Source organism: Nonomuraea sp. NPDC050643 (assembly GCF_040654715.1).
GTDB lineage: Bacteria > Actinomycetota > Actinomycetes > Streptosporangiales > Streptosporangiaceae > Nonomuraea.
Genome location: NZ_JBFAIM010000048.1, coordinates 1 through 18,054 on the forward strand (window position 1 = coordinate 1; position 18,054 = coordinate 18,054).

Genomic DNA, 18,054 nt, shown 5'->3' on the forward strand with positions numbered 1-18,054 from the left:
CCCGGCGGCGCGGCCCGCCGGCGCGGGGGCGGGCGGGCGTGGCCGTCGTCATAGCGCCGGCACCTTGTCCAGGATCTCCTGAGACCGCCTGGCCGCCGCGGCCAGCGTCTTCTCCGGGTCGGCGCCCTTCTTGACGATGGCGGTGGCCGCGTCGACGTACGGCTGGCGCACCTCGGGGGTCCACAGCGCCGGCTGCTTGACGCCGTGGGCGGCGACGGCGTCCATGACCGTCTTGGCGGGCCCGCTCCCCAGCTTGGCCGCCTGGGCGGCGGCGCTGTTGCGGGGCGGGATGTGGAACCCGTACGCCAGGCTCCAGTCGGTCTGCGCGGCGGTGTTGTCCACCCACAGCCAGCGCACGTACTTCTTGGCCGCCTCCAGGTTGCGGCTCTTGCCGTTGACGACCTGCACCCACCCGCCCATGTTCACCACGGCCCGCCCGCCGGGCCCGAACGCGGGCAGCGCGAAGGCGTCCACGTCGTCGCCCAGCTCCGCGGTCATGCCCGGCACCGCCCACAGGCCGACCCACTGCATGGCCGCCGCGCCGGTGATCAGCGCGCCCGGGTCCCACCAGTCGGTGGAGTAGCCCTGGAGCGTGGTCTTGCCGTCGTAGAGGCCCTTGAGTCCGGTCAGTGCCTCGACGACCTTCGCGTCGTCGTAGATGATCTCCCGGTCGTCGATCAGCAGGTTGCCGTTCGACCAGGGCACCATCGTGTTCAGCGGGCCGATGCCGTCGTTGCCCGCGAACAGCCCCTTCCGCTTGCCCTGGGTGAGCGCCTTCGCCGCCGCGGCGAACTCGCCGAAGCTCGTCGGCACGGCCACGCCGGCCTGCTGGAACAGGGACTTGCGGTAGAACACCAGCATCGGGTCGATGATCATGGGCACCGCGTACAGCCGGCCGCCCCACGTGTACGGCTCCAGCACCGTGGCGTTGAAGTCGGCCTTCTCCGCGCCGAGCACCTCGTCCAGCGGCGTGACCTGGCCGGCCTTGACCATGTTCGGGCTGACGTCGTTGACCTCGTACACGTCGGGGCCGTCCGCGGTCAGGACGGCCGCCGTCCACTTGGTGGCGTAGTCGCCGGGGATCCAGGAGACCTTGACCGCGATGTCGGGGTTGGCCTTGGTGAAGTCGGCGGCGTACTTCATGGCGGCCCGCTGGGTGCCGTCCTCGCCGTACTCGTGGTACCAGTGCGTCAGGGTGATCTTGGGGGCGCCGGCGGCGGGCGCTGAGCTCGTCCTGGCCAGCGGGTCGGCGGTGGAGCAGGCGGAGACCGCGGCGCCGGCGACGAAGAGCACGGATCCCTTGAGCAGTCCGCGCCTGGTGAAGGGTCTGTCCATCGGGGCCACCTCTCTGGGGGGAGTGAGTCGGTGCCGATGTCAGGTAACCGGTTACTTCAGACGTCGTGACGCGGACGCTAGACGCGCAGGTCCAGGTGCGTCAATCCATTGTTAACTTTTCGTTACAAAGGCTCTCATGGTGGGGTTGACGGGCTTGGGCGGATCTCTTACCGTCCTGGGCATCGCTCAAGTAACCGGTTACCTGATCAGAGGAGAATCCGTCGTGAGACTGCCGCCCGCCGACCCGGTCGCCGCGCCGTACACCGGTTACACGCGCGAGCACTGGCTGGCCGCCGCCGACGGGATGCTGGAGGCCGTGGCGCCCTACGCGGTGCCGGGGTTCGCGCAGATCCGCCTGCCCGGCCGGGCGAGCTCGTCGGGCCCCGCGCTCGACGGCCTGGAGGGCTTCGCCCGCACCTTCCTGCTGGCCGCCTTCCGCGGGTGCGACGACGTCCTGGAACGTTACGCCGAGGGCCTGGCCACCGGCACCGACCCCGCCTCGCCGTACGCCTGGCCGGCGATCACCGACAACTCCCAGCAGATCGTCGAGGCCGCCTCGATCGCGCTGGCCCTGCACGAGAGCGGCCTGTACGACCGCCTCTCCCCGGTCGTCCGCAAGCGGGTGGCCGCCTGGCTCGGCGGCATCGTGGGCAAGCGCGCCTGGCCGTGCAACTGGGTGCTGTTCAAGGTGATCGTCCAGCAGTTCCTGGCCAACGCCGGCGCGCCCCACGAGCCCGCCGAGATCAAGGAGGCCCTCGGCCAGGTCGAGAGCTGGTACGCCGGCGACGGCTGGTACACCGACGGCGACGGCCAGAACTACGACTACTACTGCGGCTGGGCCATGCACCTCTACACGCTGTGGTACGCCCGCATGTCCGGCGCCCCGGCCGGCGTCTACCGCGACCGCCTGCGCGCCTTCCTGACCTCCTACCAGCACTTCTTCGCCGCCGACGGCGCCCCGGTGCACCAGGGCCGCTCGCTCACCTACCGCTTCGCGGCCGCCGCCCCGCTGTGGCTCGGCGCCATCTTCGACGCCACGCCGCTGCCGCCCGGCACGACGCGCCGCCTGGCCGGCGGGACGCTGCGGCACTTCCTGTCGCACGGGGCCGTGGGGGCCGACGGGCTGCTCAGCCTGGGGTGGCATGGGGAGTACCTGCCGGTCACGCAGGCGTACTCGGGGCCGTGCTCGCCGTACTGGGGGAGCAAGGGGTTCATCGGCCTGCTGCTGCCCGCCGGCCATCCGGTGTGGACCGCCACCGAGGAGCCGGGCCCGGCCGAGACCGCCGACCAGGTGGTGGCGCTGCCCGCGCCGGGCTGGCTGCTGCACTCGACGAAGGACGACGGGATCGTGCGGCTGCTCAACCACGGCAGCGACCACAACCCGCCGCCGCCCGCGCCCGCGCACGATGATCCGCACTACGATCGGCTCGCCTACACCACCCACACCGCGCCCGTGATCGTGACGGACGGCGCCACCGCGCGGGCCGAAGGCCCCGTTCCGGGGGCGATCGACAATCGTGTGACCGTGATCGCCGCCGACGGGACCGAGAGCCGGCGCGGCCGCATCGAGCGCATCGCCGTCGTCGACCGCTTCGCCGCCTCCCGCTCCGTGAACAGCGCAGCGGACCCCATTGTGGACCCCGCTGTGGACCCCGCCGTCGACGCTGCCGTGGACGCCGGTGTGGGTGTCGTCGTGGAGAGTGCCTCGTTCGTGTACGGGCCGCACGAGGTCCGCGTTCACCGCGTCACCGCCCCGGCCGGGCACGTCGTACGCGAGGGCGGCCACGCGCTCCCGGCCGGTCGTCCGGCGCTCTCCGGGGGCATCACGCCCCTGCACGGCTGGCACCGGGAGGGGGTGGCCCGCTTCCCGGCCGGGACCGCCTTCGGGCCCGACGCCGACGTCCCGTACCTGGAGGCCGACCATCCGGGCGGCACCGCGATCCTGGCCTCCCTCGTCACCCTGGGGGCCGCGCCACCACCACCCCCGCCGCACCTGCTCGCCACCGCGAACGGCTGCGTCCTTTCCCTGCCGGACGGCGAGCGGGTGGAGATCGAGCTCGGCGACCACCCCCGCTACGCCCGCCACACCCCGGACGGGACCGCCATCACGTGGGAGCCCGCCACCGGAAAGCCCGTCGCTGAGGAGCCGGTCACCGAGGAGCCGGTCGCTGAGGAGCCGGTCGCTGAGGAGCCCGCCGTCACCAGGGAGTCCGTATGACCACCCCCCGCCGCGTCACCATCAGGGACGTGGCCGGCCAGGCGGGCGTCTCGGTCGCCACCGTGTCCCGGGTCCTGGCCGGCGACTACCCGGTCCTCGCCGCCACCCGCAACAAGGTCATGCGCGCCGTACGCGACCTCGACTACGTCCCCAACGCCCACGCCCGCGCCCTGTCCGCCGCCCGCCCCGGCGCCATCGCGATCGTCGTCAACAGCGTCGCGGTGCCCTACTACGCCTACATCGCCCAGGGCGTCGAGGAGCAGGCCGCCCAGGAGGGCAGGCTGTCGCTGATCTGCACCACCGGCGGCGACACCGGCCGTGAGCTGTCGATCGTGCAGTCCCTGCGCGAGCAGCGGGCCGAGGCCGTCATCCTGGTCGGCAGCGTGGTCGTGGACGAGGAGTACCGCAAGCGGATGAGCGAGTACGCGCACGCGCTGGCCGCCGCCGGCTCCCGCCTCGTCCTGTGCGGCCGCCCGCCGCTGGGGGAGAGGGTGCCCGCCCTGGTCGTCGGCTTCGACAACACCGGCGGCGCCCACGCCGTGACCGCCCACCTGCTGTCGGCCGGCCACCGCCGCATCCTCTACCTCGGCCTGCGGCCCGGCCACACCACCTCCGACAGCCGCGTGGCCGGCTACCGCAGCGCGCTCGCCGCGCACGGCGTGCCCGCCGACCCCGCCCTGGAGGTGGAGGGGGAGTTCTCGCGCGACGCCGGGTACACCGCCATGAACGGCCGCCTGGCCGCGGGCCCGCCCGACTTCACCGCCGTCTTCGCGGGCAACGACCTCATCGCCGCGGGAGCGATCCAGGCGCTGCGCGAGCACGGCCTGCGGGTGCCGGAGGACATGTCGATCGTCGGCTACGACGACGTCTCCCCGGCGCAGGACCTGCGCCTGACCACCGTGCACCTGCCGCACGACGAGCTGGGCCGGGCCGCCGTACGCCTCGCGCTCGGCCGGTTGACCACCAGCCCTCTGACGCTCGGCACGCACATCGTGGTCCGCGACTCGGTCCGGCCCCTCGCTCCCCGATGACCCCCCGATGATCCCGGTCGCGGCCTTCGCGATGCAGCCGTTGCTGCTGCCCGAGCTGTTCCCCCTCGACCTGCGGCGGCGGCTGTCCCTGGTGACACGGGTGCGCGAGCGGGTGATCGACGCCTTCGACGGCCCGCTGGACGCGGAGATCCTGATCACCGGCTGGGGCTGCCCGCGCATCGACGCCGACGTGCTGGCCACCGCCCCGCGCCTGCGGGCGGTCGTGCACGCGGCCGGCAGCGTCAAGGGGCATCTGACGGCGGCGGTGTTCGACCGGGGCATCGCGGTGTCCTCGGCGGCGGAGGCCAACGCGGTGCCGGTGGCCGAGTTCACGCTGGCCATGCTGGTGCTGGCGGCCAAGCAGGCGTTCGCGCGGTCGCGGGCGTACGCGGCGGGGTGCTGGTCGGGCGACGCGCTGCCCGGTGTCGCCACCCCGGGGGAGCGCGGCGGCCTGTCCGGCGCGGTGGTCGGGGTCATCGGGGCGTCGCGGGTGGGGCGGCTGGTCATCGGGCGGCTGCGTGAGCACGGGGCGCGGATCCTGCTGACGGACCCGTACACGAGCGGGGAGGAGGCGGCGGCGCTCGGCGCGCGGGCCGTTCCGCTGGACGAGCTGTGCCGGGAGGCGGAGCTGCTCACCGTGCACGCCCCCGAACTGCCGGAGACCCGCCGCCTGCTGGACGACCGCCACCTGTCGCTCCTGCGCGACGGAGCCGCCGTGATCAACACGGCAAGGGGCGCCCTGATCGACACCGACGCCCTGGTACGCCACTGCGCCGGCGGCCGCATCGCGGCCGTCCTCGACGTGACGGACCCCGAACCGCTGCCCGCCGGGCATCCGCTGCTCACCCTGCCGAACGTCCTGGTGACCCCGCACATCAGCGGCGCCAGGGGCAGGGAGCTGCGGCGGCTGGGGGAGTTCGCGGTGGCCGAGGTGGAACGCCTGACCCACGGCCACCCCCTCCAAGGCGCGGTACGCCCAGCCGACCTCGGCAGGCTCGCCTGATGCCACGCCATACGAGCAGGCCCCCGGCAGATTCGGCTGGTGCCGTGCCTCCGAGCAGATCCCCGGCAGATTCGCCAGCGGCCCCCGACACGACCGGACGCCCCATGCCCACCGTCACCACCGCCCGCCTGATCCGCGAGATCCATGAGGAGGCCGGACGCGCTCGCAGCACCCCGGCCCCCGAGCTGACCTTCACCCTCTGGCGCCGCTTCGCCGACACCGGAGACCGCCACGCCTACGAGCGCGCCTACTTCGACCGCCGCCGGCGCCTGGCCGCGCTCGCCCTCGCCGCCCATCTCGACGACCGCCCCGACCCGGCGCTGGACGACCTGCTCTGGTCGGTGTGCGGCGAACGCACGTGGGTCCTGCCCGCCCACGAGCCCGGGAACGGCCCGCCCGACGCGTTCGTGGACCTGTTCGCCGCCGAGACCGCCCACACCCTGGCCGAGGTCACGACCCTGCTCGGCGACCACGTCGACGCCCGGGTACGCGAGCGCGTCCGAGACGAGGTGGACCGCAGGGTGTTCCGCCCCCTGGACGCGGACGCGCCCCCGATGTGGTGGGAGCGGGCCCGGCACAACTGGCCGGCCGTCTGCGCGGGCGCCGCCGGGATGGCCGCCCTGGCCCTGGACTCCGGTCGCCTGCCCACGCTGCTGCCCCGCCTGGAAAGGGCCCTGGAGGCGTTCCTGGCGAGCGCCGGCCCGGACGGCGCCTGCCTGGAGGGCCCGGACTACTGGTCCTACGGGTTCGGCTACTTCGTCTACTTCGCCGAGGCGCTGCGCGAGCACACCGGCCGGGACCTGCTGGACGATCCGCACGTCCGCGAGATGGCCGCCTACCCCGCCAGGATCGACCTGGGCGGCGGCGCCCGCCCGGCCTTCGCCGACTCCCACGGCCACGGCGTCTACCCCGCGGGGCTGCTCGACCGGCTGGCGGAGCGCCTCGGCGTCCCCGTACCCGTCCAGCCCGCCGGCCCCTCCTTCCACGACGACCCCTGCTACCGCTGGGCCCACCTGACCCGGACGCTGTGGTGGTGCGCGGACGGGCCGCGGGCGCGGGCGGAGCCGCGGTCGTACCTGCCGGACGCGGGGATCGTCGTGGCCAGGGCCGCCGGCCTGGCCTTCGCCGCCAAGGGAGGCCACAACGACGAGCCCCACAACCACCTGGACCTCGGCCATTTCGTCCTGCACGCGGACGGGGAGACGATCCTGGACGACCTGGGCGCCCCGCAGTACACCCGCGACTACTTCCGCGAGGGCCGCTACGACGTCCCGCAGGCGTCCGCGGACTGGCACTCCGTCCCCCGCGTCGCCGGCACCGCCCAGCTCCCCGGCCGGCGGCACGCCGCCACGGTCGTCGGCCACTCCACGACCCCGGACACCCTGACCTTCACCCTCGACCTGACCGCGGCCTACGCCGCCCCGCACCTGACCCGCCTCACCCGCGCCTTCCACTGGCGCCCCGGCGGGCTCGACCTCACCGACACCTTCGCCTTCACCACCGCCGGCGTCCTGGTGGAGGAGCTGTTCGTCTCCCGCCGCCGCCCGGTCATCGACGCGGGCACGGTCACCTGGGGGCCGGTCCGGCTCGAGATCCCGCCGGGCTGGGCGGCGCGGGCGGAGGAACAGGACGTGCGCGCGCATGACGGCACCCTCGAAACCGTCCACCGCGTACGCCTGGCCGCCCGCATCCCCTCGGGCGGCCACCGTTTCGTCTTCACCGTGTGAATCGTCAGCGGCGGGGCAGACGGGGCGGATGAGAGACGTGGTGACGGTGACCCCGTGCGAGGACGGCCCGCTGCTGATCAGGGGGCCGTTCGAGCTGCTCACCCAGGACGGGGAGCGGATCGACGCGGGCCGCGCGACGGTCGCCCTGTGCCGGTGCGGCCTGTCGTCGGCCAAACCGTTCTGCGACGGCTCCCACAAGACCGCCGGGTTCCGCGCCACCAGCGAACCGGACCCGCCGGCGTAGCAGGCGCGCCGAGTGGGCGGCCCGCCTGATCCGCCCGCCCCCGTACGGCACGCCGCCGGTCAGCGCGGCCCCCAGCGCCAGCCAGCCGCACACGGCCCGCTCCATGACCCACACGGGCGCGAGCAGCGACCCTGAGAGCGGGAAGACCTCCCGCCCGCCCGCGCGCCGCCGTCCCACCTCGGCCAGCCCCACGCTCAGCCCCACGGCCAGTGCCGCGCCGGCCAGGAGCGGACGGGGCCGGCGCAGCAGCGCGATCGCCGGCAGCACGGCCAGGAACGCCGCCATCCTGGCCGGTTGCGCCAGGTCGTCGTACGCCTGCCGGATCCGCTGCGACCAGAAGCGGCGGGTGTCGCAGGGGAGGCGGCGGACGTACAGGCCGAGGGGGCGCAGCTCGCGGCCGCCGTGGGCGCGTACGGTGCGGATGAGCTCGAGGTTCTCGAACAGGACGTCGCCGTCGTAGCCGCCCATGCGCAGGAAGAAGGCGCGCCGCAGCCCGAACGTGCCCGGGTAGTCGGCGCCGAGGCAGCGGTTGAGCAGGGTGCGGGCGGTGTCCCAGCGGGCGTGCCAGGGCAGGGGATGGAAGTAGTTCTGGGGCCTGACCAGCTCCGCGCCGCCCAGGAGGGCGTGGATCGTGGCCAGGGCGGCCAGGTCGTAGCGCACGTCGTCGTCGGCGATCACCACGCGGTCGCCGGCCGCCAGCCGCAGCCCCGTGGTGACGCCCGCGACTTTGCCGTTGGCGCAGCGCGACCCGACGGCCGGGCGTACGTGTCGCACCAGGCCGTGCCAGCGCCGGGCGTGCCGGCCGAAGAGGTCGCCGGGGCTGCCGTCCACGACGATCACCCGCACATGGCGGGCCAGCCACGTCAGGTACGCGGTCAGTTCGTCGAGGCCGGCGTCGTCGTCCCAGCGCAGCGGCAGCACGTAGTCCAGGTCGAGGCCGCCGGCGCGGTCGCTCACGGCGCGCGGCCCGCCGATGCGGGGACGGGCTGCCCGCGCAGGGAGCCGGCCCCGCGTTCCCAGCAGGCCAGCACCTGATCGGCCCAGCGCCGCTCGAGGGCCAGCGCGCACGCGGCCCCGTACAGGATGTCGCCCGCCAGCTCCGGATGCCCGGCCGCGAACCCGCCGCACATGTCGTTGGCCGCGATCTGCTCGTGCACGGCGTCGGCCTGTACGTGCTCCTCGAAGAAGCGCGCCGTCTCCGGGTCGCCGCCGAGCCGGCGCAGGCCGGTGGCGTAGCGGCGGTTCGGCACGGAGGAGGTCATCTCGATCGCCGCGAGGTGGCCGAGCAACGCGCCGCGCAGCCTGCGGTGCAGCCCGAACAGCGACATCACGTTGGAGATCGCGAGGGTGGCGGCCGGGACCCGGGCCAGGTAGGCGCCGTAGGAGTCGTCGAGGCCGAGGCCGCGCATGGTGGCGCGGAACAGCTCGGAGTGCATCCGCTCTCGCCGCCCGCCGCCGTATTCGTCGGCCTGGATCTCCACGAGCGCCGCCTTGGGCCCGCCGCTCAGGCGCGGAATGGCCCAGGTGTGCGGGTCGGCCTCCTTCAGGTGGTAGATCGACCGGTGCACGACGAACTCGCGGAACGTTTCGAGATCGGCCTCACGCTGCAGGTACAGCGACACCCCGGGCCCGTCGTCCGCGCACGTCAGCCTGCCGAGCGCCCGCCGCACCTCGCCTGCCGCGGCCGGGTCGGGACGCGGCACGGCCGCCGCCAGCGCGCGCTCCAGCTCCCCTTCGAGCACGCGCCTGAACCCCAGCAGCGCGGGCTCCCACTCCCAGGCGTCGTCCACGTCGTCGAACCCCTGGTAGTGCAGCTCGTAACAGGCGAACAGGGCGAGCTGCAGATCGTCGTCGTCGAGCCCGCCCGCGACCGGCACGCCGGGCAGCGGCGTCCCCGGGCGGGCGGCGAGCCGGTCGAAGAGCAGCTCGGTGATCGGACCGCGGACAGGTGGCAGCCGCATCATCCACCCCCACAACAAGTGTTCACACAGGTCACTGCCCTTGGGCCCGAACGCTAAACGATCATGTGCTGGCGGGGGCCGGGTCCGGCAGTTCGGCGATGCGCAGGGAGGCGACCAGCTCCCGGTAGAGGCGGTCGGTGGCGAGGAGCCCGGCGTGGTCGCCGGCCGCGCGGACGCGGCCCTGGTCCACGACGACGATCCCGTCGGCGTCGATCACCGTGGAGAGCCGGTGCGCGATCGTGACCACCGCCCCCGTGGCGGCGCGGTTGCGGATGCAGTCGTGGATGGCGGCCTCGGTGAGGCCGTCCAGTTGCGCGGTGGCCTCGTCGAGAAGGAGGACGTCCGGCGTGCGCAGCAGCGCGCGGGCCAGGGCGATGCGCTGGCGCTCGCCGCCCGAGACCTGGGTGGACGACAGCGGCGTGTCCAGGCCGTCGTCGAGCACGTCGACCCTGCCGGTGAGGCGGACCTCGGCCAGCGCCGCGGCCATCTCCTCCTCGGTGGCGTCGGGGTGGGAGAAGAGCAGGTTGTCGCGGATGGTGCCGGGCACGATGGGGGCGTCCTGCTCCACGTACGCCAGGCGCGACCGGATCTCGTCCCTGGTGTGCTCGGCGTACGGGCGGCCGTCGAGCAGCAGGGTCCCCTCCTGGGGTTCGAGGAAGCCCAGGAGCAGGGAGAACAGGGTGGTCTTGCCCGCCCCCGAAGGCCCGACGATGGCGAGGTGACCCCGGCGGGGGACGGTCAGGTCGACGCCGCGCACCGCGGGCCCGCCCTCCGGCCCGTAGGCGGCGGTGACGCCGCGCAGCTCCAGGACGGGGCCCGTGCGGGACGGCTCGCCGCGCCGCGGGTGCGGGCGGGTGACCGGCTCGGTCTCGATGGCGTTGATCTCCCGGATGCGCTCGGCGGCGGCGATGCCGGACTGCAGGCCCGTGAAGTTCTGGCTCAGCTCGGTGATGGGGTCCATGAGGCCGAAGGCGTACAGCAGGAAGGCGATGAGGCTGGAGACCTCCAGGTGCCCCGCGCCCACCCGCCAGGCGCCGATGCCGAGGATCAGGATGATCGCGAGCTGGACGCCCGACCAGGCCACGGTCCAGGCGGTGGCCTCCGCGCGCACCGCCCGTACGCCGTGCTCGGCGGAGGTCCTGGCGTGGGCGAGGATGCGCTCGGACTGGCGCTCCTCGGCCCGGCTCACCTTCACGGTCCTGATCGCCCGCAGCGCGCCCTCCAGCACGCCGCCGAGCTTGCCGACCTGCTCCTGAGCCCGTGTCTGCGCCTTGGAGATCGTGGGCATGAGCAGCGCGAACAGGACGACGACCACCAGCACCGCGGCCAGCGTCACGCCCAGCAGGACCACGTCCAGCAGGCTCATCAGCACCAGGGTCCCGGCCAGCATGACGACCCCGTTGATCAGGCCGATCACGCTGGACGTGGCCGCCTCGCGCAGCAGCACCGTGTCCGAGGTCACCCGAGTGACGAGCTCGCCCGGCGAATGCCTGGTCACCGCCGGTACGGTGGCGCGCAGGAAGCGGCGCACCATCGACTCGCGGGCCTCCAGCACGACGCGCTCGCCCAGCGCGCCCAGCTTGGTCCACTGCCAGCGCGAGATCACCGCGCCGAGGACGAGCAGGCCCAGCAACGCCCCTATCGGGCCGGTCAGGGAGCCGCCCGTGCCGAGCGCGTCGAGCACCCATTTGGTCACCATGGGGGAGGCCAGGCCCAGTCCGGAGCCCGCCAGCGCCAGCACCAGTCCGAGCGCCAGCGTGCGCGTGTGCGGCCGGGCGAACGACCACAGCACGCGGAGCCGGGGGAAACGGTTCGGAACAGTCATGCCTATAATGGAACATAACTGTTCCAGAAAAAGTCAAATGTGTTCCGTAGTGGAGTTTGGCGCTACCGTAGCTGCATGGACACAGTCGCCCCCACCGGCGCGCGGGCCAGGACCAGGCGGGCCATCCTCGACGCGGCCGTCTCGGTGCTCTCGAAGAATCCGGCCGCCTCCCTCGCCGACATCGCGGTGGCCGCGGGAGTGGGGCGCACCACGATCCACCGCTACTTCCCCGAGCGCACCGACCTGCTGACGGCGATCGGCGTCTACCTGCTGGAGCGGATCGAGACGGCCACCGTGCGCGCCCGCCTCGAGGAGGGCGCCGCCGACGCGGCGCTGGAGCGGGTCTGCCAGGAGTACTTCGAGCTCGGGGACGTGCTCCAGTTCGCGTTCGAGAACCCGCAGATGCAGGAGTGGACGGACTGGGAGACCGAGACCGAGGCCGACAAGGCGCTGGAGCGGCTCATCCGGCGCGGCCACGCCGAGGGCACGATCGACCCGGCCCTGCCGCCGTCCTGGGTGGCCGAGACCATGTGGGCCCTGCTCTACGCCGCCTGGCAGCACACCCGCACGCGCCAGGAGCCCAAGCACAGCGCGCTCAACCTGTGCCTGCACACCCTGAGAAAGACGATCAGGACAGGCTAGGCGCGGCGCGGGTGTGCGCGCGGGCCGCGTCCTCGTCGCCGAGGCGGCCCGCCAGCTCGGCCAGGACGAGGTGGGTGGAGCCCCAGCAGGCGGTGCCCATGCCGGCCACGACGAGCTGGTCCGCGTACGGGAGGAGGCGGGCGTACAGGTCGCGGGGGTCGGGGGTGCCGAGACGGGCGGCGACCAGGCCCCAGACCGGGATGAGGAAGTCGGCGACCCAGTCGTCGGGGACGTCGGTTCCCCACCGGCCGACCAGCTCGCGGGCGAGCGCCGGACGGCCCGCCTCGACGGCCGCCAGCACGGCCACGGGCCGCAGCGGGACCAGATCCGGCTCGCCGGCGGCCGTCACCAGCTCGTCCAGGATCTCGGGGACCCGCCCCTGACCGCGGCGGCAGGTGAACGTGGTCACCAGCCGCCGGAACGCGCCGCCCCACAGCGTGGAGCCGAACCGCATGTCGCCGTACCGGGCGAGCAGTTCCTCGGCCTCCTCCCACCTGCCGTCGAGGGTGGCGCGGGCGGTCTGCGCGATGCGGACCATCGACTCCAGCTCCGGCCGTGGTGCGACGGCGACCTGCCCGGCCAGCAGCGCCTCGCAGCGGGCCAGCTCGCGGTCCCAGCCGGGCAGGTCCCCGTCGCGCAGCAGGCAGGACATCAGGAAGACCCGCGCCATCACCTCGCCGCCGACCGGCAGGCCGGGCAGGTCCGCCAGCTCCGCGGCCACCGCGCGCCGCTCGGCGTTGCGGCCGGGGCGGAAGGCGGCCAGCAGGTAGTTGTTCATCGCGCGGGCCAGGAGCGAGGTGTCGCCGGTCTTCCTGGCGAGGGCGACGGCCTCGGCGGCGTGGCGTTCGCCTTCGGCGCCGCGGGGGCCGTAGTGCAGCTCCAGGGCGAGGGCGCCCAGCAGCCGGGCGCGGCCGGCGTCGGGAAGGGGGCCGTCCAGCAGGTCCTCGATGACGGCGACCAGCTCGCCGTCGACGACGCCGTACGGGCGCCAGTTCCACAGGGACGGCCCGCCGATGGCGGTGACCGCGAGGATGAGCACCTCCCGCTCGCCGACGCGCGAGGCGATGCGGATCGCCTCCTCCCAGGCCTGGCGCGCGTCCCCCGGCCGTCCGGCGGCGCGGTGGGCCTCGCCCAGCTCGGTGAGCAGGCGGGCTCGTTCGCCGTCGCGGCCGGGCGGGAGCGCGGACAGCGCCAGCTCCCAGAAGCCGGCGGCCTCGGTGTGCGCGAGCTGGCCGGTGGCGCGCCTGGCCGCCTGGGAGGCGTAGGTCACCGTCTTGTCCGCCCCGCCCAGCCGCCCCGCGCGCGCGAAGTGGTGCGCCAGCGTGGCCGGCTCCGGCTCCGGCAGGACGGTTTCCAGCGCCTCCCCGGTCCGCAGATGGAGGCGGGAGCGTTCCAGCCGGCCGAGACCGGCGTAGAGGGCCTCCTGGACGAGGGCGTGGGAGAACCGGTAGTCGGCCCCCATTGGCGGTTCGGCCAGCAGCCCGGTCGCGACCGCGGGCTCCAGCCACGTCATCACCTGCTCGGCGGTGGTGCCGGTGACGGCCTCCAGCAGGTCGATGCCGACGTCGCGGCCGGCGACCGCGGCGGCGCGGAGCAGGGCGCGCGTCTCCTCGGGCAGCCGGGCGACGCGGTGCTCGATCACGTCCCGGACACCGCTCGGCACGGCTTCCCCGCCGCCGTTCCCGTCACCTCCCAGGCGCAGGACCTCACCGAGGTAGAAGGGGTTGCCGCCGGTCCGGTCCACCAGCGCCCGGACGAGGCCGGGTCGTTCGGCGACCTGCTTCGCCCGCAGGTAGGCGGCCACGTCGCCGGCGGTGAACGGGCCCAGTTCCAGCCGCTCGCCGGCCCTGGCCAGCACGGCCAGCGTGTCGCGGAGCGCGCCCGGGTGGTCTCCGGGCTCCGGCCGGCAGGTGACGAGCACGAGCAGCCGATGGCGGGCCGCCGCCCCGGCGACGAAGTCCAGCAGCCGCAGCGAGGACACATCCGCCCAGTGCAGGTCGTCCAGGACGATCGCCAGCGGCGTCCCGTCGCCCGTCAGGACGTCGAGGGCCCTCTCGTACAGGCCGAACAGCTCCTGCTCCGGGTCGGGGGCGCGGCCGGACAGCAGCCCGGAGCCGTCGCCGGCCTCGCGCAGGATCTGCGTCCAGGGCCAGAACGCGGGCGCGGTGCCGTCCAGGCAGCGCCCCCAGGCGATACGGAAGCCGCGCGCGGCGGCCAGGTCGGCGGCGGCCTGGACGAGGCGGGTCTTGCCGATCCCCGCCTCGCCGGTGACGAGTACGGCGCCGCCCTGGCCGCGCCGCGCCGCGCCCAGCCGCCGCTCCACCAGCGCGAGCTGGGCCGACCTGGCGATCAGCCCGTCCTCGTCCACGGCGGGCCCGGGTCGTACGGCGGGCGCCGGTTCGGGCAACGGCACGCGCAGCGCCGGCGACTGGTCGAACACCGCCTGTTCCAGCTCCCGCAGCTCCGGCCCCGGGCTCAGGCCGAGATCGTCCGCCAGCCGCGTCCGCACCCGGCGCAGCGCCGCCAGCGCGTCGGCCTGGCGGCCGGCCCGGTAGAGGGCGAGCACCAGCAGGGACCAGGCCCGCTCCCGGTACGGCTGGTGCCCGACGAGCTCCTCCAGCCCCGGGACCAGGGAGGCGGCCTCCCCTTGGGCCAGCCGGGCGTCGACGTGGTCTTCCAGGGCCGCGACGCGGGCGTCGGCCAGCCGGGCCACGACGGGCCGGGCGAACTCCTGTTCGGCGAACTCGCCCAGGGGATCCCCCCGCCACAGCCCGAGCGCCCGCTCCAGCGTACGGACGGCCTGGTCGTAGGCCCCGCGGGCGAGCGCCGCCCGGCCCTCCTCCGCCCACGCGGTGAACCGCCACAGATCGACCTGCCCCGGCGCGACGGCGAGCAGGTATCCCGGCTCGCGGGTCAGCAGCACCTTCGGCGGGGTCCGCGGCGGGCGGCCGGGTTCCAGGGTCTTGCGGAGCGGCGCGATGTAGGCCTGCAGGGTACGGGTCGCCCCGGCGGGCGGCTCGCCCGCCCACAACTCCTCGATCAGCCGGTCCAGCGAGACCACGCGGCCGGGCTCCAGCGCCAGCATCGCCACCAGCGCCCGCTGCTTGCGGGTGCCGAGGTCCAGCACGCCCCGCTCACCGGCCGTCACCTCGAGAGGGCCGAACAGCCGGAACTCCAGTTCCGCCCCCATGACCCTCCCCAACCCTGTGTCCGAAACCTCACGATACGGCACCCCAACTCGACCCCAACCCGATCCCAAACCGCGGTCGGCAGAGTGAGCTCAGCCACCACGAAAGGAAAGAAGTCATGACGATCGGGAACGAACTGCGCAGCGTCCTCCGCGGCCGGGTGCTCACCGCCGGGGAGGAGGGGTTCGATCGGGCGCGGCGGCCCTGGAACCTCGCGATCGAGCAGCCGGTCCAGGCCGTCGTCGAGGCCGCCGACGCCGACGACGTGGCCGCCCTGGTCCGGTACGCCCACCTGGCCGGGCTGACCGTCGCCACCCAGCCCAGCGGCCACGGCGCCACCGGTGACACCGATGGGGTGATCCTGCTGCGCACCGCCCGCCTGGACGAGCTGGCCGTCGACCCCGGCGAGCGCGTCGCCCGCGCCGGGGCCGGCGTCACCTGGGGGCGCGTGCAGGCGGCCGCGAGCCCGTACGGACTGACCGGCCTGCCCGGCAGCAGCCCCGTGGTCAGCGTCACCGGCTACACCCTCGGCGGCGGGCTGAGCTGGTTCGGCCGCAGGCACGGCTTCGCCTCCAGCGCGGTGCGCGCGTTCGAGATCGTGGACGCCACCGGCGCCCGCGCCCGCGTGACGGCCGAGAGCGACCCCGACCTGTTCTGGGGGCTGCGCGGGGGCGGCGGCGACCTCGCCGTGGTCACCGCGATCGAGTTCGCCCTGCACCCCGCGCCCCTCCTGTACGGCGGCCGGATGCTCTGGCCCGCCGGCAAGGCCCCCGCCGTGCTGGACGCCTACCGCGAGATCACCGGCGCCGCGCCCGACGAGCTGACCGTCTGGTACGACCTCCTGCAGTTCCCGGGTGCGGCCCCGCTGGTGGCGATCGATGCCACGTTCCTCGGCGAGGGCGGCGAGGCCGAGGCCCTGCTGCGGCCCCTGGACAAGATCGCCGGCCGCCTCTCCGACTCCCGCGCCCCGCTGCCGGTCGCCGATCTGGGCTCCATCACCGCCGAGCCCACCGATCCAGGGCCCGGCGTCTCGCGCGCCGAACTGCTCACCGGCCTGACCGGCGAGGTCGCGGCGGCGCTGCTGGAGCGTCCCATCGACCCACTGCTCAGCGTCCAGCTCCGCCACCTCGGCGGCGCCCTCGCCCGCCCGTCGGACACGGCGGCCGGGCACCTGGACGAGCCGTACGCCCTCTACCTGTTCGGCATCCCGGGCCAGAACGGGGACGCGGTCCGCGACCGCCAGCGCGCCCTCGCCGACGCTCTCACCTCGTACACCACCGGCCGCAAGCCCTTCACGTTCCTCGCGCCGGGGGAGCGCGCCGCCAACGCCTTCACCCCGCGGGCCCTGGCCCGCCTGCGCGCGCTCAAGCGCGGCCGCGACCCCCAGGGCACCCTCCGCGGCAACTTCCCCGTCCTGGGCTGACGACGTGAGCTCGGGACCGCGCCGCTGGACGATCGGCGGCGACGTCAGCAGCGGCCTCGTCAGATGACCTCGCCGAACCACACGGTCCGCGCGGTCAGGCGTGGCCGGATCGTGGCGATGACGTGCTCGGCGAAGTGCTCCGACGCGGTGTGGGCGTCGAAGGCGGCCCGGTCGACGTACTGCTCGTACAGCGTGAAGGCCGCCTCCTCGCCGGCGTCGGCGTGGACGACGTACGCCAGGTTTCCGGGCTCCTGGAGCGTGTGCTCGCGCATCTTCAGCAGCGCGTCCCGGACGAGGCCGGCGTCGTCCGGCTCGCACCGGTAATGGGCCACAACGGCGTAGGCCATGGGTTCTCTCCTGAAGACGTTCGCGGTCGATCGTGCAGATCTCATCATGAACCGGCACTCCGGCCGCGCCGAGCGCGGCCCGTAGGTTCCCGGGCGTCCGCACGGTTGTGATTCGCTTGTTACCTAATTTCGCGATAGATTCGGTTTTATAGGGAATTCTTGATCCCGAAGTCCAAGCAGAGGGCTTCTCCTACGTGACATCGTGGTGTGCCTCTGCATGGGCTTTTTCTGTGTTCAGGGGCCGCCTGGAACCTTTGTGGAGCATCAGATGGCCGTCCTGGAAATCGCGTTCGAAGAGATGACCGCCGAGCAGCTGCTCGCGGAGATGAACCGGCCCGAGACCGAGGAATGGCACAACGTCCGCATCCGCGAGCGCGTCGTGGAGATGTACGCCGGCCTCGTCAGCGAGGTCACCCGTCGTTACCGCTACCGCGGCGAGTCCATGGAGGACCTGCGCCAGGCCGCGTACGTCGGGCTGATGAAGGCGATCAACGGCTTCGACCCCGAGCTCGGCCACGAGTTCCGCGGTTACGCGATGATCACCATGGTGGGCGAGGTCAAGCGGCACTTCCGTGACCGCACCTGGGCCATCCGGGTGCCGCGGGTCTACCAGGAGCGCCGCCTGGAGCTCAACAAGGCCACCGCCGAGCTGACCCAGGAGCTCGGCCACTCGCCGACCGTCGCGGAGCTGGCCGTCAGGATGGGCATCTCCGAGGAGGACGTGCTGCTCACGCTCGACGCCTCCACCGCGTACAGCACGCTGTCGCTGGACGCCCCGGTCGGCGGCGAGGAGGACGCGGCGGACCTGGGCGACTTCCTGCCCGCGCAGGACGACTCGCTGGACACGATGCTCGGCAGGTACGCCATCAAGCCGCTCATCGACGCGCTGCCCGAGCGGGAGCGCAACATCCTGCTCATGCGCTTCTACGGCAACATGACCCAGTCCGACATCGCCGCCGAGTTCGGCATCTCGCAGATGCACGTCTCCCGCATCCTGCGCGCCGTGCTCACCAAGCTCCGCAGCGCCCTGTCCGAGTAAACGTGGGCCCCGGCTCCGCCGGGCGGTGGTCACGCGGACCACAAGCGTGGCCATCGCCGCAGGCCAGGAGC

The 18,054-nt window shown here is 74.0% G+C and carries 13 protein-coding genes; 8 read left to right on the forward strand and 5 right to left on the reverse strand.

Annotated features, from left to right (window positions below):
• Positions 1-48: 48 nt before the first annotated feature.
• Positions 49-1,335 carry an extracellular solute-binding protein gene (locus AB0I15_RS43980; RefSeq protein WP_358110211.1) on the reverse strand — a complete coding sequence of 429 codons (1,287 nt, stop codon included), beginning with the start codon at positions 1,333-1,335 and terminating at the stop codon, positions 49-51.
• A 223-nt stretch (positions 1,336-1,558) separates the two neighbouring features.
• On the opposite strand from AB0I15_RS43980, the gene AB0I15_RS43985 reads away from it, so the two are divergent.
• From AB0I15_RS43985 to AB0I15_RS44005, 5 genes are all read left to right on the forward strand, one after another.
• Positions 1,559-3,553, forward strand: a complete 1,995-nt coding sequence (locus AB0I15_RS43985) for a DUF2264 domain-containing protein (RefSeq protein WP_358110214.1) — start codon at positions 1,559-1,561, stop codon at positions 3,551-3,553.
• Positions 3,550-4,584 (forward strand): LacI family DNA-binding transcriptional regulator, encoded by a 1,035-nt coding sequence (locus AB0I15_RS43990; protein WP_358110217.1) that lies wholly within the window; start codon positions 3,550-3,552, stop codon positions 4,582-4,584. The genes AB0I15_RS43985 and AB0I15_RS43990 overlap by 4 nt, the downstream gene beginning before the upstream one ends.
• Before the next feature lie 7 nt (positions 4,585-4,591).
• Positions 4,592-5,587 carry a hydroxyacid dehydrogenase gene (locus tag AB0I15_RS43995; RefSeq protein ID WP_358110220.1) on the forward strand — a complete coding sequence of 332 codons (996 nt, stop codon included), beginning with the start codon at positions 4,592-4,594 and terminating at the stop codon, positions 5,585-5,587.
• Between the two features lie 104 nt (positions 5,588-5,691).
• Complete coding sequence (locus AB0I15_RS44000; RefSeq protein WP_358110223.1) at positions 5,692-7,314, forward strand: heparinase II/III family protein; 1,623 nt, start codon at positions 5,692-5,694, stop codon at positions 7,312-7,314.
• 28 nt (positions 7,315-7,342) lie between these two features.
• The gene (locus tag AB0I15_RS44005) at positions 7,343-7,558 is read left to right on the forward strand and encodes a CDGSH iron-sulfur domain-containing protein (protein WP_358110504.1); all 216 of its coding nucleotides are present in this window, start codon (positions 7,343-7,345) and stop codon (positions 7,556-7,558) included.
• A gap of 953 nt (positions 7,559-8,511) precedes the next feature.
• Here the strand turns inward: AB0I15_RS44005 and AB0I15_RS44010 are convergent.
• Both AB0I15_RS44010 and AB0I15_RS44015 read right to left on the reverse strand, forming a co-directional pair.
• Positions 8,512-9,519 carry an iron-containing redox enzyme family protein gene (locus tag AB0I15_RS44010; protein WP_358110226.1) on the reverse strand — a complete coding sequence of 336 codons (1,008 nt, stop codon included), beginning with the start codon at positions 9,517-9,519 and terminating at the stop codon, positions 8,512-8,514.
• Between the two features lie 61 nt (positions 9,520-9,580).
• Positions 9,581-11,344 carry an ABC transporter ATP-binding protein gene (locus AB0I15_RS44015; protein WP_358110229.1) on the reverse strand — a complete coding sequence of 588 codons (1,764 nt, stop codon included), beginning with the start codon at positions 11,342-11,344 and terminating at the stop codon, positions 9,581-9,583.
• A gap of 75 nt (positions 11,345-11,419) precedes the next feature.
• Here AB0I15_RS44015 and AB0I15_RS44020 point away from each other — a divergent pair, with 75 nt between their 5' ends.
• Positions 11,420-11,986 (forward strand): TetR/AcrR family transcriptional regulator, encoded by a 567-nt coding sequence (locus AB0I15_RS44020; RefSeq protein WP_358110232.1) that lies wholly within the window; start codon positions 11,420-11,422, stop codon positions 11,984-11,986.
• Here the strand turns inward: AB0I15_RS44020 and AB0I15_RS44025 are convergent.
• The gene (locus tag AB0I15_RS44025; RefSeq protein WP_358110235.1) at positions 11,973-15,176 is read right to left on the reverse strand and encodes a BTAD domain-containing putative transcriptional regulator; all 3,204 of its coding nucleotides are present in this window, start codon (positions 15,174-15,176) and stop codon (positions 11,973-11,975) included. The two genes, AB0I15_RS44020 and AB0I15_RS44025, sit on opposite strands and share 14 nt — an antisense overlap.
• Positions 15,177-15,292: 116 nt before the next feature.
• Between AB0I15_RS44025 and AB0I15_RS44030 the strand changes: the two genes are divergently transcribed.
• Positions 15,293-16,597 (forward strand): FAD-binding oxidoreductase, encoded by a 1,305-nt coding sequence (locus tag AB0I15_RS44030; RefSeq protein WP_358110238.1) that lies wholly within the window; start codon positions 15,293-15,295, stop codon positions 16,595-16,597.
• A gap of 59 nt (positions 16,598-16,656) precedes the next feature.
• Here AB0I15_RS44030 and AB0I15_RS44035 read toward each other — a convergent pair whose 3' ends face one another.
• Positions 16,657-16,944: a putative quinol monooxygenase gene (locus tag AB0I15_RS44035; protein WP_358110241.1), complete on the reverse strand. Its 288-nt coding sequence runs from the start codon at positions 16,942-16,944 to the stop codon at positions 16,657-16,659.
• 268 nt (positions 16,945-17,212) lie between these two features.
• On the opposite strand from AB0I15_RS44035, the gene AB0I15_RS44040 reads away from it, so the two are divergent.
• Complete coding sequence (locus AB0I15_RS44040) at positions 17,213-17,983, forward strand: SigB/SigF/SigG family RNA polymerase sigma factor (RefSeq protein ID WP_358110244.1); 771 nt, start codon at positions 17,213-17,215, stop codon at positions 17,981-17,983.
• Positions 17,984-18,054: the final 71 nt, after the last annotated feature.